Source organism: Streptomyces sp. NPDC046303 (assembly GCF_055588085.1).
In genome coordinates, this window is sequence record NZ_JBVJFA010000067.1 from 1 (window position 1) to 19,131 (window position 19,131).

The window sequence follows — 19,131 nt, forward strand, 5'->3', positions numbered from 1 at the left end:
TAATACAGCTGGTCCGTCGAGCACAGCCCGATCAGCGTCACGTCCACACCACGAGCAGCCGCACCCCGCGCGAAAGCCCCCGACAGACCCGGCGAAGAAGGCCGCATGTCATGCCCGATCACGATCGCCGAAGCACCCGTGACCTCCACGAACGCGGCACCGAACAGCTCCGCCAAGGACTCGTCCCACTCGTCCGGTACGACACCGCGTACGTCATACGCCTTGACGATGTTCGAAAGATCTGCGGCCACTGCCTGCCCTCCTGAAGGTTCCGTGCGGTCCGGCCAACCTACCTTGAACCGGGACCCGCTCTTCAGATGATCGGGGCGTCAGGAATCGGGCGATCTCAGAACGCGCAGGTGTCCGCGGCGGGTCTCGCCGGTGACCGGGCTCCCCGGGCCGGATCCGCCGGCCTTCGCCGCGCGCTCGGGCGGGCGGGCCGCTTCGCGGACGGCGTTGGCGAGGGCTTCGAGGTCGTCGCCGCTGGGGCGCGACGGCCCGGAGCCGTCGGACAGGCGGACGACGTCCCAGCCGCGCGGGGCGGTCAGGCGCTCGGAGTGCTCGGCGCACAGGTCGTAGCAGTGGGGCTCGGCGTAGGTGGCGAGCGGGCCGAGAACTGCGGTCGAATCGGCGTAGACGTACGTCAGCGTCGCGACGGCAGGGCGGCCGCACGCGGTGCGCGAACAACGACGTACAAGGCTCACGACGTTGGACGGTACCGCACTCTTGACCGGGCCGCGACGACTCTCCCGCCGCTCACTCCCCCGTGTCGTGCCGAGAGCTACCCTGCGGGGGTGACCGACAGCCCGCTGCCTCCCCGTCCCGCCCAGCCGCCCGCCGGGGCCCCCGCCGAGCCCCGCCCGCGCCGGCGGGACCGGCACGGGCGCGGGATGCGCGGGCCGGTGGCGCCGCCGCAGGTGCCGCTGTCGGCGAGCCGGTCGGAGATGTTCGGGGACCTCGTACGGGACTCCGTGGAGCGGCTGGAGCGGCACTGGCCGCAGCTGGCCGAGGTGGAGTTCCTGGTCGGTGACGTGCCGGGGCCGCCGGGCGGGCCGGACGCCGGCTGGAACGACGAAGCGGTGCCGCTGGGCGGCGTCCAGGAGCCGCGCGAGGGCCGGCCGGCCCGGATCGTGGTCTTCCGGCGGCCGGTGGAGATCCGTACCAAGACGCGGGACGAGAAGGCGCTGCTGGTCCACGAGATCGTCGTGGAGCAGGTGGCGGAGCTGCTCGGGCTGTCCCCGGAGACCGTGGATCCGCGGTACGGGCAGGACTGAGCGCATCCGGCCGCCGCGGCGGCGGCCGGATGCGGCGGGCCGGACTACCGCGTCAGGACCGAGAGGTCCTCGGTGGCCCTGGGCACCGAGACCGTGGAGCGGTCGTCGGACAGGGTCTGGACGGTGAACATCGCGATGCCCTCGTGCGGCAGGTTCAGCGTGCGGGCCGCGTGGACCGGGCCGCCCGAGAGGGTCTCGACGGTGAGGGCGTAGGAGCCCTTGCCGCCCGCCGGGGCCACGGCCACCACCTGCGTGGTGCCCGCCTTGACGGTCACCTCCTGGGAGGCCGCCTCGCCGCCGCCGGTGCCCGGTGAGGCCGTCACCTTGACCTTCGCGTCCTGGTCGCCCGGCACCGTCAGCGACAGGACCGTGGCGTTCTCCTCGGGCCGGTTGTCGGCCGCGGTCGCCCGCGCGCCCACCGGCCCGCTGGCCTGGACGAAGCCCAGCTCCTGCTTGGCGCCGCTGCCGCGGACCACCCGGACCGCCGCGACGACCGGCGCCGCCTTCTTGGGGTCGGCCGGGGTCAGCAGCAGCGAGCCGGGTTCGCCGCGGGTCACGTCCTTGAGGTCGACGCTCGCCGTCATACCGGCCTTGACGTGCAGCTGTTCGTTGCCCGCCGGGGTGATGGCCCCACCCGGAGCGGCGAGGCGGACCTTCAGGTCCGCGTCCTCGTCGCCGGGTACGAAGGCCACCAGCCGGACGGAGACCGCGTCGGCCGGGATGCCCGGCAGGACCAGCGAGCCCGCCGGGTCCGTGGCGGCCGGCAGCCAGTCGGCGCCGACGCCCTCCTCGGTGACCTGGACCGAGGCGCCGACCCGGCCCGCGCGGGTCGTCACGTGGGCGGTGGCGTCCGCGAGCGGGGTGTTGGGGACCAGGGAGGAGAGCAGGACCGACTTGCTGGACTTGGGGTCGATCCGGATGTTCTCGCTGGTGCCCGCGTCGGGCTTGGCCGCCCCGTCCGGGCCGGACAGCTTGATGTCCACGACGGCCGCGGCGTCGTCGGGGTTGGTGAGGTGGAGGTAGTCCTCGCGGCCCTTGACGGTGCTCACGCCCGGGAACCAGAAGTCGGTGCCGGGCGCCGTGCAGGACGCCCCGAGGACGCCCCGGGCCCGGCCGACGGAGACCTTGGTGGTCAGCTGCGCGGTCCAGCCGGGGGCGAGGACCCCGTCCGCGCTGCCGTTGAGCGCGGGGGCGTCGGCGCCGGAGGCGGTGGCCCCGAAGGGCTTGCCGGCCTCCTTGGGCTCCAGCACCGGCTTGGCGTCCTTGGTGGCGCCGAGCAGCCGGGCCGCGCCCTTGCCCTCGGCGGATCCGGCCGCGCCGGGGGTGAACGCCGTGTACGCGGTCTCCGCGATGTCCGAGGAGCTGGGCGCCGGACAGACCAGCAGGGACCGTTCCACCGGCATCCGGGCGCCGGCCGCCGCCCCGCCGGCGGGCGCGGTGCCCCCGGCGTCGGGGGCGGTGAGGGCGGCGATGCCGGTGAGGGCGGCCAGCGCCGCGGTGACGGCGGCCAGCGTGAGGGGTGCGCGCTGCTTCACTGCTGGGGGCTCCCGTCCGGACGCGGGTCGTACGCGTGGGGGTCGTGGCTGGTGTGGGGGTCGTACGGCTCGTACGGGTAGGGGTACTGCTGCTCGGCCTGCTGCTGCGGGTACGGGTACTGCTCGTACTCCGCGGGCTGCTGGTACTCCCCGGGCTGCTGGTACGGCTGCTGGTACGGCTGCTGCGGTTGCGGCTCGTAGCCGTAGCCGCTCTGGTCCGGGTAGGCCTGGTAGGCGTACGTGTCCTCCCCGTAGACCGGCTGCGCCGGGATCTCCGCGTACGGGTCGGCGGCCACGGCGGCCTCCACCGGGGCGGCGGCGGGCTCGGCCTCCGCGCGGAGGCGGCGGGCGCGGCGGCCCTCGCCGGGCTCGCCCGGACCGGGCCGGTCCCCCGTGGGTGCCGCGGCGGCCTCGTCCTCGGGGAGGTCGTCGTCGAGCCGCTCGCGGCGGCCGGGCAGGGCCATCACCAGCAGCACCAGGGCGAGGAGCCCCTGCGCCCAGTGCCAGCCGGTGCGCAGGAGGGAGTCCTCGTGGACGAGGTCGAGGCGGCCGCCGTCGGCGGGCAGTTCGAAGCCCTGCGCCCAGCCGTCGAGGGTCTTGGGCTTGAGGGGCTTGCCGTCGAGGGTGGCCTGCCAGCCGCCGTCCGCGCGGTCGGCGATGCGCAGGACGCGGCCCGCCTCACCGGCCGGGATCTTGCCGTGGGCCTCGACGGGGCCGGAGGCGACCGGGATCGGGGCCTCGCCCTGCTTGCCGGAGACGATGACGGCGCGCGGCAGCCAGGGTTCGACGCCCCACAGCGCCGTGCCGTCCTGCTGGTGGCGGCGGCTGAGGCCGGGGGTGGCGTCGAGGACGCGGCGGATCTCTTCGGGTCCGCCGGGGCGGAACATGACGAAGCGGATGGCGTAGGCGCTGAGCTGGCTGGACTGGTCGGCTCCGGAGCCGGCGACCAGGTTGGAGACGACCTTGTCGAGGCGGGGGTCGCTGCCGGTGCGGGCGGCGGCCTCCGCGTCGCCGAGGCGGCCGCCGGAGCCGCGGACGAGGCTGTAGGAGACGGTGCCGGGCCGGTCCAGGTCGAGGATCAGGGTGCGGGTCTGGTTGTCGTCCCCGCCGGCGTCGGCGACGAAGGCCGGCACCTGCACCGGGTCGCGGCGCTGGAGCGGGCCGTCGGCGCCGGCCACGAGCCAGGCGGCCGCGGCGATCAGCGGTCCGGCCGCGGCGACGAGGGCGATCAGCGCGGCCAGCGGCTGGCGCCAGCCGAAGCTGCGGGCGGCGACACGCTCCTTGGCCCCGTCCGCGCCGAGCGCGGCGGCCGCGAGCAGGGCGAGCCCGTAGACGAGGGTGGCCGGTCCGGCCCACCCGCCGCGGTTGAGGAGCACGGCGAGGAGCAGCGCTGCGAGGGCGGTGGCCCAGGCGGTGCGGACGGCGAACTGCCGGTCGGTGCGCAGCAGGGCGGCGAGCGCGGCGAGGACGATGCCGAGGAGCAGCAGGCCGCCGGCGGCGCCGGGGCCGCCGGGGCTGGTGCCGAGCAGGTCCAGGGCGGAGGCGGAGCCGGTTCCGTACGGCAGTCCGGCCTCGCGCAGGAAGCGGCCGGGGTGGGTGAGCAGGCCCAGCGACCAGGGGGCGAGCGCGAGGAGCGGGACGGCGAGGGTGGCGAGGAGCCGCGGCCCGTACGTCTTCCACCGGGCGCGGTTCATGGCGAGCGCGGCGGTCCCGAGGAGGGCGGCGAGCGGCCAGACGACGGGGGTGAAGGCGGTGGCCAGGGTCAGCAGCAGGGTGTACGTCCACACGGCGCGCCAGCTGCTGCGGTCGCTGTCGGCGATGCCGGAGGCGGCGACGGCGGAGCGGGCGATCAGCGGCAGCAGGACGGCGAGGACGGCGGTGCCGAGGCGGCCCCCGGCGAGGGCTCCGGTGACGGCGGGCAGGAAGGCGTAGGCGATGGCGGCCCAGGCGCGCAGCAGCCGGGATGCGACGAGCGGCCGGGAGGCGAAGTACGCGGTGAGTCCGGCGAGCGGGACGGAGCCGACGAGCAGCAGGGTCAGTGCGGCGTGGGTGGAGCCGAAGAGGAGGGTGGAGAAGGCGCCGAGGACGGCCAGGTAGGGCGGTGCTTGGGCGGTGGAGCCGGTGGAGACGGCCTGCCAGCCGCTGGTGTAGGCGCGCCAGAGGTCGGGGCCGCTGTCGGGGGCGGGGAGCAGGGCGCCGCCCATCAGGGAGCCGCCGCCGATGAGGGCGCGGCAGGCGGCGAGGGAGACGAGCAGGAGCAGGCCGAACAGGACGGGGGCGGGGTTGCGGGCGATCCGCTTGAGGCGTGCGAACCGCTCTTCGGCCACCGGGTAGTCGCCGTCCTCGCCGGGTGCGTTGAGGATGCTGCCGCCGCCGTGCCGGCCGGCGGGGGCGGTGTCGGCGGCGCGGACGTCGCCGAAGTATCCGGCGAGCTGTTCGGCGTTGGCCCGCAGGGAGGCGCCGGGCGGCGGGAAGAGCGGGCGCAGCTCGGCCGCGGGGACGGCGGGGCGGCGCCGGCGCCGGCGGGCGCTGAGGATCCGGCCGGGGCGCAGCAGGACGGCGAGGAGGCCGGTGATCTCGTCGACGGCCTGTCCGGGGGCCTTGCCGATGAGGTAGGCGAGGGTGCGCAGCACGGTGCCGAGCAGGACGCGCAGCAGGACGTACGGCAGGGCGCGGCCGGAGCTGTTGGCGAGCATCGTGTAGACGGCGCCGGCCTTGTCGACGCGGTGCGGGCTGGCGCTGGTGCGGCCGGCGCAGTCGACGGTGCGGCGTTCGCGGGCGGAGGCCTCCGCGTGGCGCATGACGGCGTCGGGGGCGACGAGGACGGTGTGGCCGGCGCTCTGGGCGCGCCAGCACAGGTCGACGTCGTCGCGCATGAGGGGCAGCCGCTTGTCGAAGCCGCCGAGGGCGTCGTAGACGTCGCGGCGGATCAGCATGCCGGCGGTGGAGACGGAGAGGACGGGGCGGACCTGGTCGTGCTGGCCCTGGTCCTGTTCGCGGCGGTCCAGTCCGGTCCAGCGGCGGCCGCTGCGGGCGATGGTGACGCCGGCTTCGAGGAGCTGCTTCTTGTCGTACCAGCCGCGCAGTTTGGGTCCGATGACGGCGGCGTCGGGGTTCTCGTCGGCGACGCGGAGCAGTTCGGTGAGGGCGTCGGGTTCGGGCGCGCTGTCGTCGTGGAGGAGCCACAGCCACTGGACGGGTTCGCCGTGCGGGAGTTCCGGGAGGTCGTACGTGTCGTCGCGCCAGGTGCGGCTGACGGGGTCCCAGCCGCTGGGGCGCTTGAGGTACGGGAGGTCCTCGGGGGTCAGGGTGCCGGCGGTGCGGGCCGCTTCGTCGACGGCGGTGCCGAAGCCGGTGCGGCGGGCGAGGTGCAGGACGCGGTCGTCGCCGAAGGCCTGGTTGAGCAGTCGCGCGGAATCGTCGGCGCTGCCGGTGTCGGCGGCCACGTGGTTCTGCGCGGGGCGTTCCTGGCCGAGGAGGCCGGCGAGGGTCCGGGGCAGCCAGCGGGCGCCGTCGTGGGCGACGAGGACCGCGGTGACGACGTGCCGGGGGAACTCGGGTGTGGCGGGGGCCTGGTGGGAGGCCGCCGACTGGCTGTGCAGGGACATCGCGCTACTGGCCCTCCGGCCTGGGGATCCCCCGGGACCGGGGTCACCGGGGGTGGGGGTCCCCCCGGACGCAGTCCGGGGGAGTTCCGGGGGTGGTGTGCCCCCGGAGGCTGCTGGACAGCGCCCCACCCTAACGGCTGGCAAAGCAGCGGTCCGCCTCCTGCGGGGAAGGTGCAGGAGGCGGACCGTGTGCCGTGCTCTTCGCGATGTTCTCCGTCGTACTGCCTGCGGTGCCGTTTGCCGGTTTTGCCCTGCTGGTCGGGCAGTTCGGTATCAGACCGCTGCCTTTTTCAGCCTGCGGCGCTCGCGCTCGGACAGACCGCCCCAGATGCCGAATCGCTCGTCGTTGGCGAGGGCGTACTCAAGGCATTCGGAGCGGACTTCGCAGGCGAGGCAGACCTTCTTCGCCTCGCGGGTGGAGCCGCCCTTCTCGGGAAAGAAGGACTCGGGGTCGGTCTGGGCGCACAGAGCGCGCTCCTGCCATCCGAGCTCCTCGTCCGCCTCCTCGACCAGCAGTTCCTGAAACAGCTCGGTCATGTGCGCCCCTCGCTCTGTCTGTGCGTCCCCGTGGTGATGCCGTTACTGATCGCTACGTAACGACACGAGTGAAATTACAAGTGCGTGGCTCCGGCGCAGTCAAGCCGAGATCTGCTATTGGGCCCCTTATTCACTCTGCGGAACCAAGCCTATGCAGAAAGTGTTCATATCGCCAAAAATCGTGACACATGCCACAGGTGTCCTGCGATGCACGCCTCCACCTGCGAATCACGCGTCACTCGGGGGTGGGGTTGCGATCCGGCCAAAGAAGCGGCGGAGATCACAGTCCGGTCACGAGATGGCGGATTCGGGTTTGGACGGGACATGGGCGCCACATCCCCCGGGCTGGACTGCACAAACCTTTCTCCGCGCACGGTAACCGGATGAGGTGAAACTTTTGCCGTAAACCCGACATTGGGTTGACAGTCCGACCCCTCACCCGTTCTCCTTGTTCGCATGTCAGCACCCGCAGCCCTCACCCGGACCCCCATTCGTGGGTTCCTGAGCGCTGCCCAGGTTCGCTGCTGCTGTTGCTGCTGTTGATGCCTTCGGAGCTTCGGCTCCCCTGAGCTCCGGCCGACCCCCGCAACCGCCAGCACCACTGACATCCGTCGAGGACTTCCCACGATGAACAGCACCCCGATCGCACCGGTCGCACCGATCACCGTCGAGAGCGACCTCCAGATCGCCGGCGACATCCTCGCCGTCCAGCACCTCCTCCAGCCCGCCCGGGAACACCCGGCCACCGTCGCCGAGTTCGCCGGACTCGCCCGCTCCATCGCCGAGGACCGCGCCTCCTGGGAGCACCTGGTCCAGTACGACGCCACCACCCGCTGGTACCACCGGCTGCGCACCGGCCCCGGTTACGAGGTCTGGCTGCTCAGCTGGGTACCCGGCCAGGGCAGCGGCCACCACGACCACGGCCCCTCCTCCGGCGTCCTGACCGTCCTCGAAGGCGAGCTCACCGAGCGCAACCCGCGCGGGCGGCTCACCCTCGGCGCCGGCTCCCAGCGGGTCTTCGCCCCCGGCTACGCGCACGAGGTCGTCAACGACACCCTCGACGGCGCGGTCAGCCTGCACGTCTACTTCCCCGGCCTGACCGAGATGCCGATGCACAGCTGCTCCCCGGCCACGCCTGAGTCCGTCCCCGCGTAAGACGGCCGCTCGGCCGGACGGCCCCGCCACCGCCCCGCCCCACCGCTCCGCCCCACCGCCACCCCTCGACGAGGGCGCGCGGCTGACAGACTGTCCGCATGCGCATTGTTGTTCTGGCCGGCGGTATAGGCGGCGCCCGGTTCCTCCGCGGACTCACATCGGCAGTGCCCGACGCGGACATCACGGTCATCGGCAACACCGGTGACGACATTCACCTGTTCGGGCTCAAGGTGTGCCCCGATCTGGACACGGTGATGTACACCCTCGGCGGTGGCATCAACGAGGACCAGGGCTGGGGCCGCACCGACGAGTCCTTCACCGTCAAGGAGGAGCTCGCCGCGTACGGGGTCGGACCCTCCTGGTTCGGCCTCGGCGACCGCGACTTCGCCACCCACATCGTCCGGACGCAGATGCTCGGCGCCGGCTACCCGCTGAGCGCCGTCACCGAAGCCCTGTGCGACCGCTGGCAGCCCGGAGTGCGGCTGCTGCCCATGTCCGACGACCGGGTCGAGACCCACGTCGCGATCACCGAGACGGGCACCGAGGAGGGCACCGGCCGGCCCGGTGCCGCGGAGCGCCGCGTCATCCACTTCCAGGAGTACTGGGTCAAGCTGCGCGCCGCGGTGGACGCGGAGGCGATCGTCCCCGTCGGGGCCGAGCAGGCCAAGCCCGCGCCCGGGGTGCTCGAGGCCATCGCCGCCGCCGACGTGATCGTCTTCCCGCCGTCCAACCCCGTCGTCTCGATCGGCACGATCCTCGCCGTCCCCGGGATCCGCGAGGCCGTGGCCGCCGCCCCGGCGCCGGTCGTCGGCCTCTCCCCCATCGTCGGGGGCGCCCCCGTGCGCGGCATGGCCGACAAGGTGCTGGCCGCCGTGGGCGTCGAGTCCACGGCCGCCGCCGTCGCCCTGCACTACGGGAGCGAGCTGCTCGACGGCTGGCTGGTGGACACCGCCGACGCGGACTCCGTCGCCGAGGTGGAGGCCGCCGGGATCACCTGCCGCGCCGTGCCGCTGATGATGACCGACCTGGCCGCCACCGCCGAGATGGCCCGGGCCGCGCTGGAACTGGCCGAGGCCGCCCGGTGACCGGCGCGCGCGTGCCTTCGTACGAGGTGCGGGCCGTCGAGGGGATACCCGAGGTCAGGCCGGGCGACGACCTGGCGAAGCTGATCACGGTGGCCGCGCCCGACCTGCGGGACGGGGACGTCCTGCTGGTCACCTCCAAGATCGTCTCGAAGGCCGAGGGCCGCCTCGTCGAGGCGGACTCGCGCGAGGCGGCCATAGACGCGGAGACCGTGCGGGTGGTCGCGCGCCGGGGTCCCCTGCGGATCGTCGAGAACCGGCAGGGGCTGGTCATGGCGGCCGCCGGGGTGGACGCCTCCAACACGACGCCCGGCACGGTCCTGCTGCTGCCCGAGGACCCCGACGCCTCGGCCGCCGCGATCCGCGACGGAGTGCGCGACATCCTGTCCGTGGACGTGGGCGTGGTCGTGACGGACACCTTCGGGCGGCCGTGGCGCACCGGTCTCACCGACGTGGCGATCGGCTCGGCCGGGGTGCGGGTCCTGGACGACCTGCGCGGGGCCACGGACGCGCACGGCAACCCGCTGAGCGCGACGGTGGTGGCGGTCGCGGACGAGCTGGCGGCGGCGGGCGACCTGGTCAAGGGCAAGGCGGCCGGGCTGCCGGTGGCCGTCGTGCGCGGCCTGGCGCACGTGCTCGGCGAGGGCTCGTCGGCGCGGGACCTGGTACGCACCCCGGCCGACGACATGTTCCGGCTGGGCACCTCGGAGGCGGTACGGGAGGCCGTGACGCAGCGCCGTACGGTACGGGCCTTCACGGCCGAGCCGGTGGACCCGGGCGCGGTGCGGCGGGCGGTGGCGGCCGCCGTGACGGCCCCGGCTCCGCACCACACGACGCCGTGGCGGTTCGTGCTGCTGGAGTCCGCGGCGGCCCGGCTGGAGCTGCTGGACGCGATGCGGGACGCGTGGATCGCGGACCTGCGGGCGGACGGCAAGCCGGAGGAGTCCATCGCGAAGCGGGTGCGGCGCGGTGACCTGCTGCGGGCCGCCCCGTACCTGGTGGTGCCCTGTCTGGTGACGGACGGCGCGCACGCCTACGGGGACGCGCGGCGGGACACGGCGGAGCGCGAGATGTTCGTGGTCGCGATGGGCGCGGGCGTGCAGAACTTCCTGGTCGCGCTGGCCGGGGAGCGGCTCGGCTCGGCGTGGGTGTCCTCGACGATGTTCTGCCGGGACGTGGTGCGCGAGGTGCTGGGGCTGCCCGGCGACTGGGATCCGATGGGCGCGGTGGCCGTGGGGCACGCGGCCGAGCCGCCCCGGGAGCGGCCCGCGCGGTCCGCGGAGGAATTCGTCCAGGTCCGCTGACCGGGGGCTCAGAACCGGCCGATGTCGCTGCGCGGCATGCGCGGGGCCCGGCGGGGCGGGGCGTGCCCCGCGAGGAGGACGAGGCGGGCGGCGCGGTGGCGCTGCCCGGCGTACGGGGCCAGGAGCTCCAGCATGGCGGCGTCGTCGGCGTCGCGGTCCCCGGCGAGGGCGTAGCCGATGATGCCGGGGAGGTGCAGGTCGCCGGTGGTCACGGCGTCCGGGTCGCCGTTGCTGCGCTGGAGGGTCTCGGCGGAGGTCCACGGGCCGATGCCGGGGACGGCCTCCAGCCGGGCGGCCGCGGCGGCGGGCGCCATGGCGGCGGCCTCCTCCAGGCGGTGCGCGACGCGGGCGGCCCGGACGATGGTGGCGGAGCGCTTGGCGTCGACCCCGGCCTTGTGCCAGTCCCAGGACGGGATCAGGGCCCAGGTGCGGGCGTCGGGCATGACGTACAGGCCGAGGCCCTGCGGGCCGGGCGCGGGCTCACCGTACTGGCGTACGAGGCGGCGCCAGGCACGGTACGCCTCGTCGCTGGTGACCTTCTGTTCCAGGATGACCGGGACCAGGGATTCCAGGACCAGCCCGGTGCGGGTCATGCGCAGGCCCGGGCGGCGGCGGTGGCTGGCGTGGACGAGGCGGTGGCGCGGGACGAAGGCGGTGGGGTCGTCGCCGGAGCCGAGGAGGGCGGGCAGCTGCCCGAGGAGCCAGTCGGCGCCGGGGCCCCACGCCTCGGCGGCGATCTCGGTGCCCGAGCGGGAGACCCGGAGGGTCGCGGGGCCCTGCGGGGTCTGGCTGGTGCGCCAGATCGACCCGTCGGGGGTGGCGCGGAAGGTCGGGTCGCCGGGGCCGCGCCGCAGCGGGCCGAGGGTGAGGCCGAGGTCCACCGGGCCGTCGGGCACCCAGCGCCGGGCCTTGGCCCCGGCCCCGGCCGCGTGCCCCTGCCCGGCGGGCACGGCGGTGCGGCCGCCGCGCACGGTGGTGCGGTTGAGGGAATCGAAGCGCCCGGGCATGCCTCGAGCGTAGCCCGGCGGGGCTTTCCCCCACTCCACCCGTCCCGCAGCCGTCCGGCGAGCGGGCCCGGGGCGGGGCCTGGGGCGGCCCCGGCAGCGGCGCCGCACCCGGAAGACCTCGCGCCGCCGGAGGCTACGGGCGGCCCTGGAGCTTCGCCGAGGACGTGCGCGTGACCGGGAGCTTGCCGTAGAGCTTCGCGCCCGGGCAGGCGGTGGCGAAGCCGTCCCGGTGGCCCGAGATGACGTTCATCGACACGTTCTGTCCCTTGGGGTAGCGGTTGCCGCCGCCCGAGGTCAGCGTCGTCTTCGCGCGCGGGTCCCGGCCGAAGAGGCCGAGCTTCCAGGCCGTGAGGCGGGCGACCGCGTCGACCGCCGCCGCCGGCGGGGCCGTGGAGGTGTAGGTGCCCAGGACCGCGACGCCCATGCTGTTCGTGTTGAAGCCCATGGTGTGCGCGCCGAGCACCGCCTTGGAGACGCCGCCGGCGCGGCCCTCGTATACCGTGCCGCACTTGTCGACGGCGAAGTTGTAGCCGAAGTCCCGCCAGCCGCTGCTGACCACGTGGTAGCGGTACAGGCTGCGCAGGACCGCCGGGGCGTCCTTGCAGGCGTAGTTGTTGCCGGAGGCGCTGTGGTGCACGAAGGCCGCCTTGACCGTGTTCGTGTACACGAAGCCCGATTCGCGCAGGGACTCGTCCGCGCCCCACCCCTTGCGGGTGACGATGCGCGGGCGCGGGCCGATGAAGGGTGCGGCCGCCGCGGTCAGCTCGCCGTCGCTCGCGAAGACCGCGTCGGCGGTGGAGTCGGCCTTGTTGAGCTCGGTGATCTCGTTGGCGCCCAGCGCGGCGTGCGGGAGGTTCGCGGCGGAGGACTCCGCCATCTCCATCGTCATGCCGGGCACCGCCACCTCGCCCTTGTCGTCGCCCTCGGGGCCGCTGTTCTTGCCGTCCGAGCCGGTGGCCGGGGTTTGCACGCCCGGGTCGACGAGCTCGATCCGCATGCCCGAGGGCAGCCGGGCGGGGGCGCGGCTGGACGCCGTGCCGGGCTCCGCCTGGACACGGACCTCCACGCCGTCGGACTCGCCGACCCACAGCGGGGCGGTGGCGCCGCGGACCCGGCCGGAGCCGCTTTCGACCGCGTCGGGGTCGGCCGCGTGCTCGTTGTTGTGGGTCTCGACGTCCTGCCAGCCGGACCAGGTCGCGGTCTTCGCGGAGCGGGTGCGGACCTGGACCTTGCCGTGCAGCTGGGTGGTGATGTCGTCCCAGACCACGCCGACCAGGGAGAACGTCTTGACCTCGCGGGCGGTCAGGCCCTGCGTCTCGGGGAGGCCGGGCGAGGCGCTCATGCCGGGGACGCCCGGGGTCCGGGTCGCCGAGGGCCCCAGGGGGACGAGCGGCAGCGATTGGGTGGACCCGGCGGGCGTGACGGGGGCGGACTCCGCCAGGGCCGCGGCGGGGAAGGCGAGGGGCAGGGCCAGTACGGCGGCGGTCGCGACGCCGATCGAGGAAGCAAGGAATCCACGCATGAAAAGGATGGTGAGTACCCGCCCCGGCGGGCGCCATCCGAGAACTGACGGCCCGTCCGGCCCGGCCCGCCGTGGCCCTCCCCCGTACGGCGCAGCGGCGGGCCGCCGTACGGGGGACGGCCCCGCGTACCCTGTGCCGGGTGAACGCCACTGACCGCACCCCTGCCGACCTGCTGCGATCCGCGCTCGCCGCCGATCCGGGCCGCCCCCTCGTCACCTTCTACGACGACGCCACGGGCGAGCGCGTGGAATTGTCCGTCGCCACCTTCGCCAATTGGGTGGCCAAGACCGCCAATCTGCTCCAGGGCGACCTGGGTGCCGGGCCCGGGGACCGCCTCGCGCTGCTGCTGCCCGCGCACTGGCAGAGCGCTGTATGGCTGCTCGCCTGCGCCTCGGTCGGGGTCGTCGCCGAGGTCGGCGGGGATCCGGCCGGCGCGGACCTGGTCGTCAGCGGGCCGGACTCGCTGGACGAGGCGCGGGCCTGTTCCGGTGAGCGGGTGGCGCTGGCGCTGCGGCCGCTGGGCGGGCGGTTCCCGCAGCCGCCGGCCGGGTTCGCGGACTACGCGGTCGAGGTGCCGGGGCAGGGGGACCGGTTCGCTCCCTTCGTACCGGTGGATCCGCAGGGGCCCGGCCTGGTGGTGGGCGGCGAGGAGCTCTCGTACGCGGAGCTCACGGAGCGGGCCCGCGAGGACGCGGCCCGGCTCGGCCTCGGCACGGGCTCGCGGGTGCTGACCGGGCTGGGCTACGACACCTGGGACGGCCTGTCGGCCGGGCTCTACGCCGCGCTGGCGTCGGGCGGCTCCGTGGTGCTGTGCCGGAACGTGGACCGGCTGTCGCAGGACGCGCTGGCGCAGCGGATCGAGAGCGAGCGCGTCACCCACACCGTCTAATCGCGGCCCGGGGCCCGTCACCCGGACTGGTTAATGCCGGGAATCGGCGATTTGTCACCCACCTGGCCCTAGACACGCCCCTGCCCCCGGGCTGCCCGCGCCGCCCGGAGGGAGGATCGGCAGTGGCCGTACCCACGTACGGCTGTTGTCGGAACGGCGAGGGGACGGACGCCAGTGACGGACAGCGCAGGCATACCGGGCGGGACCGGGACGGCCGCGGGCGGCTCGAAGCCTCCGCGCAGCCGCCGTCGCCGACTGCTGCGCTGGACCGGCTTCGGAGCGGCCTTCCTGGTCCTGGCGGGCTCGGCCACCGGCTGGTGGGTCTACAGCAAGCTCGACGGGAACATCACCGAGGACACCTCGGCGGCGGCCGAGCTGCTGCGCTACGAGCGCGACCGCCCGGCGCACTTGGCCAACGGCGCCCAGAACATCCTGCTCATCGGCTCGGACTCCCGCTCGGGCAGGGACAACGCCCGCTACGGACAGGACCGGGGCACCGAGCGCTCGGACACCACGATCCTGCTGCACCTGCCGGCGGACCGGCGGAGCGCGACGGCGGTGTCGATACCCCGGGACCTGATGGCGCAGATCCCCGAATGCCTGATGGCGGACGGCAGTCGTACCCGCGAGCAGCACGCGCAGTTCAACTGGGCGTTCCAGTGGGGCGGGGCCGGCTGCACCATCCGTACGGTCGAGCGGCTGACGGGGATCCGCATCGACCACCACATGGTGATCGACTTCCGCGGCTTCAAGAAGATGGTCGACGCGATCGGCGGGGTGGAGGTCTGCCTGAAGCATCCGGTCGACGACTCGGAGGCCAAGCTGCGGCTGCCGGCGGGGCGTCAGACCCTCCGGGGCGAGCAGGCGCTGGGCTTCGTCCGCGCCCGCTACAGCCTGGGCAACGGCAGTGACACCGAACGGATGGAGCGCCAGCAGCAGTTCCTCGGTTCGCTGGTGAAGAAGGTGCAGAGCAACGGGGTGCTGCTGAACCCGGCGCGGCTGTATCCGCTGCTGGACGCGGCGACCTCCTCGGTGACCACGGACCCGGGGCTGGCCTCGCTGCGCGGCCTGTACGAACTCGTCCGGGGCGTCCGTGACATACCGCCTGACCAGGTCAAGTTCCTGACGGTGCCGCGGAAACCGTACGCGGCCGATCCGAACCGGGACGAACTGGTGGAACCGGACGCCGCCCGGCTGTTCCAGCAGCTGCGGACGGACCAGCCGGTGACGGTCGCCCCGCCGGAGCCCGACCGCACGCGCGCGAACGGCAGCGGGAGCGGGAGCACGGTCGAGCCGGGCGGGGGAACCATCGGGCCCCCGGTACCCGTCCCCACCTTCACCGGGACCACGGCGGGGATCGTCGACTGCCGGTAAAGCAATCCCAAAAGCCGGTGACCGAACCGAACGGGATGAGAGGTTCGCCCCGTTATAAGGGGAGTGGAATTTGTCACCAGCATGGTTTGCAGCCGAACCTGGCGGATAAGGTGAGCGATCCGGTGCCCCGCCGGACCAGAGGCCGGGCACCAGCAGCCGGATCGTTGACCGTGCGCCCCGGGGGAGGCGCGTCGCGAGGCACCGACGGAGGATTCGAGCAACCGTGGATGCGCAAAGCCGTGGGCGGGCCGAGGAAATCGACCCCGCAGACCAGTGGGTGCTCAATCCCCGCACCGGCAACTACGAACTGCGACTGGGTGACTCCACAGCGCATCAGCCGCGCGCAGGTGTGACCGCCCCCCGCAGATCACCCTCCGCCCCGGCCAAGCCCACGGCACCCTCCCCCGCCGTACCGAGGCCGCGCCGCGGCGACCCCCCGCCCGGCGGCCGCCGCGGCGGCCGCTCCCGCAAGGGCGGCGCAGGCGGCGGTCGCCGCAAGAAGGCGCTGCTCATCACCAGCGGGACGCTGGCGCTCCTGCTGGTCGGCGGCGCGGCGGCGGCGTACTTCTACTACGACCACCTCAACGGCAACCTCAGCGTCACCGACATCGCGGGCGCGGGCACCGGCGGCTTCAAGAAGGACCAGGCCATCAACATCCTGGTCATCGGCACCGACAAGCGCACCGGCGCCGGCAACGAGGCGTACGGGGACAAGGACAGCGTCGGCCACGCCGACACCACGATCCTCTTCCACGTCGCCAAGGACCGCTCCAACGCCACCGCGCTGTCCATCCCGCGCGACCTGATCACCGACATCCCGGCCTGTCCGACGAAGCAGCCGGACGGCTCGACGAAGGAGATCAAGGGCACGAAGGGCACCCGCTTCAACAACAGCCTGGGCCAGGAGGGCCGCGACGCGGGCTGCACGATGCGCACGGTCAAGGCGCTCACCGGGATAGAGGTCGACAATTTCATGATGGTCGACTTCAACGCGGTGAAGACCCTGAGCACGGCGGTCGGCGGGGTGCCCGTCTGCCTGGAGAAGGCCGTCGACGACGAGGACTCCAAGCTCAAGCTGTCGGAGGGCGAGCACCGGCTGGAGGGCGAGCAGGCGCTGGCCTTCGTACGGACCCGGCACGCCTTCGGCAACGAGAGCGACCTGGACCGGATCAAGACCCAGCAGCAGTTCCTCGGCTCGATGATGCGCGAGATGAAGTCGAAGGAAACCCTGACGAGCCCGAAGAAGTTCTTCTCGCTCGCGGAGGCGGCCACCAAGTCGCTGACCGTGGACCAGGGTCTGGGATCCATCGACAAACTCACCGATCTCGCGGGCGAGTTGAAGGACATCGATCTCAAGAACATCACCTTCACGACCCTTCCGGTGCTCGACAACCCGGCCGAGAAGATCAAGGCCACCGTCGTGGTCAACCAGGCTCTGGCCGATCCGCTGCTGCAGATGATCCGGGGGGACGTCTCGCTCACGGAGGTCGAGAAGAAGGAGCAGGCCGCGAAGGAGGCGGCCGACGCGGACGCGAAGGCCAAGCAGGACGCGCTGCTCCAGGGCAACAAGGCGCCCGCGGCGGACGTACGGGTGGACGTGTACAACGGCGGCGGCCCCAAGGGCGCGGCCTCCACCACCCTGAACTGGCTGCAGAACACCAAGGGCGTGTCCAAGTCCAGCAACCGCGGCAACGCCCCCGAGAAGGTCGGCGCCACGCAGCTGGTCTACGCGCCCAACCAGGCCGACCAGGCCCGGGCGCTGGCGGAGATGCTGGGACTGCCGGCCACCGCCATGAAGATGGGCACGGCGGACGCCGCGGCGAAGACGCCGATGAAGCTGACGCTGGGCCCCGACTTCCAGCAGCCGGGCGCCCCGCTGGCCGCCCCGGTTCCGCAGGAGCTGCCCAAGGACGTCCAGCAGGCGCAGGCCGACAAGGCGATCTGCGCCAAATAACGGGGCTTTGCCGGTGATACCGGCACACTTTTGACCAAAGGGACTGAGGGGGACACGTGAGGCACAGCAACGTGCGGGAGGAGGGGGCGACCGCCCAGAACGCCGACGGCATATCCGGCGGCGACGCGGACGCACCCGGCACGGTACCCCGACAGCGGGGCGGCTCCCGGGCCGCCCGGAGGGTGGCCGCCCGCACCACCAGGCGGGGCCGCCGGCGCGTGCTGCGCTGGGTGTCCTCCGTCCTGTCCCTGCTCATACTCGGGACGGCGGCCGGCGGTTACCTCTACTACCGCCACCTGAACAACAGCATCAAGACGGACCCGCTGAACCTCGGCGAGACCAAACTGGGCGGCTCCAAGCCCAACTCCTTCGGACAGACCCCGCTGAACATCCTGCTCATCGGCTCCGACGCACGCGACGGCGAGGAGAACCAGGCCCTCGGCGGGGCCACGGACACCTTCGGCGGCCCGCCGCTCGCGGACGTGCAGATGCTGCTGCACCTGTCGGCGGACCGCAGCAACATGTCGGTGGTGTCCATGCCGCGCGACACGATCCTGATGATGCCCAAGTGCACCGAGCCCGGCGGCAAGGTGCATCCCGCCAGCAAGGGGCTCGTCCAGACCAACGAGTCCCTCCAGCGCGGCGGACCGGGCTGCACGGTCGCCGCCTGGACCGAACTGACCAAGATCCCCATCGATCACTTCATGATGATCGACTTCAAGGGCGTGGTCTCGATGGCGGACGCCATCGGCGGCGTCCCGGTCTGCGTCGAGCAGAACGTCCACTCCCGCACCCGCGACGGCAAGGGCTCCGGCCTGAAGCTGCCGAAGGGCGAGAGCGTCATCCAGGGCGAGACGGCCCTGCAGTGGCTGCGCACGCGCTACGGCTTCGAGGACGGCACCGACATCGCCCGTACCCACGCCCAGCACCAGTACATGAACTCGATGGCCCGCGAGTTCCGCAAGAACGCCAAGCTCACCAACCCGGTGAAGATGAACAGCCTGGCGCAGGCCGCGATCGACGCCATGGTCGTGGACCCCGGCCTGAACAAGATAGACAAGCTGTACGACCTCAGCATGGAGCTCAAGAAGGTCGCGCCCGGGCGGATCACCATGACCACCATGCCGTGGGTCTACAGCACCCGGCCCGGCATGGACGGACGGGTCGAGCCGATGCCGGTCGAGGCCGAGGCCCTGTTCCGCATGATCCGCGAGGACATCGCACTGGACGGCAAGGGCGCACAGCCCCCGGCCGAGGGCGCCGCCCCGTCCCCGGGTGCCTCCGCGACCCCCTCCGCCCCGGCCCAGCCGGGCACCGCGGCGACCATTGCGCCGACCACCGCGGCGACCACCGCCCCGGCCTCGGCGCCGGCGAAGATCGCGGTCACCGTGCGCAACGCCACCGGCGGCAAGGACGGAGCCGAGGCCAAGGTCAAGCTCCGCGCGAACGACGTCACCACGCTGCTGAAGGGCAAGGGCTTCACCAAGGCCGTCGCCGACACGCAGACGGGTGCCGAGGACACCACGGTGATCCGCTTCGCCACCGACGCCCAGGCGGCCGACGCCGCCGCCGTGGCCACCGCACTCGGCCTGCCGGCCACCGCGCTGCAGAAGTCCGCCGAGGTTTCCGGGATCGTCCTGTTCGTCGGCAAGGACTGGCGCACCGGCAACGCGCCGACCCCGCCGCCGCCCGCCCCGACCGTGGCTCCGACCTCCGCCCACGCCCTCAACGGCGACAACGACAAGGCCTGCATGCCGGTCCAGGAGGGCTTCACCTGGTGACGGGCACACCGGAAGGGGCCCGGGGGGGGGGGGGGGGGGGGGGGGGGGGGGGAGGGGGGGGGGGGGGGGGGAGGGGGGGGGGGGGGGGGGGGGGGGGGGGGGGGGGGG

14 protein-coding genes and 1 pseudogene are annotated in these 19,131 nt (G+C 73.6%); 8 read left to right on the forward strand and 7 right to left on the reverse strand.

The features are described 5' to 3' along the window. Positions 1-251, reverse strand: a pseudogene (manB, locus tag ACZ6I1_RS34175) (phosphomannomutase/phosphoglucomutase); the annotation flags it as partial. Positions 252-329: 78 nt separating this feature from the next. Then, positions 330-704: a DUF3499 domain-containing protein gene (locus ACZ6I1_RS34180; RefSeq protein ID WP_469292935.1), complete on the reverse strand. Its 375-nt coding sequence runs from the start codon at positions 702-704 to the stop codon at positions 330-332. 90 nt (positions 705-794) lie between these two features. Here ACZ6I1_RS34180 and ACZ6I1_RS34185 point away from each other — a divergent pair, with 90 nt between their 5' ends. Next, on the forward strand, positions 795-1,274 hold the full coding sequence (locus ACZ6I1_RS34185; RefSeq protein ID WP_469292937.1) for a metallopeptidase family protein: 480 nt from the start codon (positions 795-797) through the stop codon (positions 1,272-1,274). Between the two features lie 44 nt (positions 1,275-1,318). Here the strand turns inward: ACZ6I1_RS34185 and ACZ6I1_RS34190 are convergent, their stop codons facing one another. From ACZ6I1_RS34190 to ACZ6I1_RS34200, 3 genes are all read right to left on the reverse strand, one after another. After that, on the reverse strand, positions 1,319-2,809 hold the full coding sequence (locus ACZ6I1_RS34190; protein ID WP_469292938.1) for a DUF5719 family protein: 1,491 nt from the start codon (positions 2,807-2,809) through the stop codon (positions 1,319-1,321). Then, positions 2,806-6,417, reverse strand: coding sequence for a glycosyltransferase (locus ACZ6I1_RS34195; RefSeq protein ID WP_469292940.1), 3,612 nt, complete (start codon positions 6,415-6,417; stop codon positions 2,806-2,808). Before ACZ6I1_RS34195 ends, ACZ6I1_RS34190 begins: the two co-directional genes overlap by 4 nt. A gap of 273 nt (positions 6,418-6,690) precedes the next feature. Beyond that, positions 6,691-6,954 carry a WhiB family transcriptional regulator gene (locus ACZ6I1_RS34200; protein WP_003983763.1) on the reverse strand — a complete coding sequence of 88 codons (264 nt, stop codon included), beginning with the start codon at positions 6,952-6,954 and terminating at the stop codon, positions 6,691-6,693. A 660-nt stretch (positions 6,955-7,614) separates the two neighbouring features. Between ACZ6I1_RS34200 and ACZ6I1_RS34205 the strand changes: the two genes are divergently transcribed. From ACZ6I1_RS34205 to ACZ6I1_RS34215, 3 genes are all read left to right on the forward strand, one after another. Next, on the forward strand, positions 7,615-8,109 hold the full coding sequence (locus ACZ6I1_RS34205) for a cysteine dioxygenase (RefSeq protein WP_469292953.1): 495 nt from the start codon (positions 7,615-7,617) through the stop codon (positions 8,107-8,109). A 98-nt stretch (positions 8,110-8,207) separates the two neighbouring features. Next, entirely contained in the window at positions 8,208-9,194 is a 987-nt protein-coding gene (gene cofD, locus ACZ6I1_RS34210) for a 2-phospho-L-lactate transferase (protein WP_469292942.1), read from the forward strand. Beyond that, the gene (locus ACZ6I1_RS34215) at positions 9,191-10,495 is read left to right on the forward strand and encodes a coenzyme F420-0:L-glutamate ligase (protein ID WP_469292944.1); all 1,305 of its coding nucleotides are present in this window, start codon (positions 9,191-9,193) and stop codon (positions 10,493-10,495) included. The genes cofD and ACZ6I1_RS34215 overlap by 4 nt, the downstream gene beginning before the upstream one ends. A gap of 8 nt (positions 10,496-10,503) precedes the next feature. Here the strand turns inward: ACZ6I1_RS34215 and ACZ6I1_RS34220 are convergent, their stop codons facing one another. Together ACZ6I1_RS34220 and ACZ6I1_RS34225 are read right to left on the reverse strand one after the other, a co-directional pair. Next, positions 10,504-11,502, reverse strand: coding sequence for a DNA-3-methyladenine glycosylase family protein (locus ACZ6I1_RS34220; RefSeq protein ID WP_469292945.1), 999 nt, complete (start codon positions 11,500-11,502; stop codon positions 10,504-10,506). A 133-nt stretch (positions 11,503-11,635) separates the two neighbouring features. Beyond that, complete coding sequence (locus tag ACZ6I1_RS34225; RefSeq protein WP_469292947.1) at positions 11,636-13,024, reverse strand: peptidoglycan recognition protein family protein; 1,389 nt, start codon at positions 13,022-13,024, stop codon at positions 11,636-11,638. 140 nt (positions 13,025-13,164) lie between these two features. Between ACZ6I1_RS34225 and ACZ6I1_RS34230 the strand changes: the two genes are divergently transcribed. The 4 genes from ACZ6I1_RS34230 (at position 13,165) to ACZ6I1_RS34245 (ending at position 19,023) form a co-directional block, all read left to right on the forward strand. Beyond that, positions 13,165-13,914: a TIGR03089 family protein gene (locus ACZ6I1_RS34230; RefSeq protein WP_469292948.1), complete on the forward strand. Its 750-nt coding sequence runs from the start codon at positions 13,165-13,167 to the stop codon at positions 13,912-13,914. 174 nt (positions 13,915-14,088) lie between these two features. Continuing rightward, on the forward strand, positions 14,089-15,288 hold the full coding sequence (locus ACZ6I1_RS34235; RefSeq protein WP_469292950.1) for an LCP family protein: 1,200 nt from the start codon (positions 14,089-14,091) through the stop codon (positions 15,286-15,288). Positions 15,289-15,511: 223 nt separating this feature from the next. Beyond that, positions 15,512-17,242 carry an LCP family protein gene (locus tag ACZ6I1_RS34240; protein ID WP_469292951.1) on the forward strand — a complete coding sequence of 577 codons (1,731 nt, stop codon included), beginning with the start codon at positions 15,512-15,514 and terminating at the stop codon, positions 17,240-17,242. 56 nt (positions 17,243-17,298) lie between these two features. Then, positions 17,299-19,023 (forward strand): LCP family protein, encoded by a 1,725-nt coding sequence (locus ACZ6I1_RS34245; RefSeq protein WP_469292952.1) that lies wholly within the window; start codon positions 17,299-17,301, stop codon positions 19,021-19,023. The last annotated feature ends 108 nt before the right edge of the window (positions 19,024-19,131 follow it).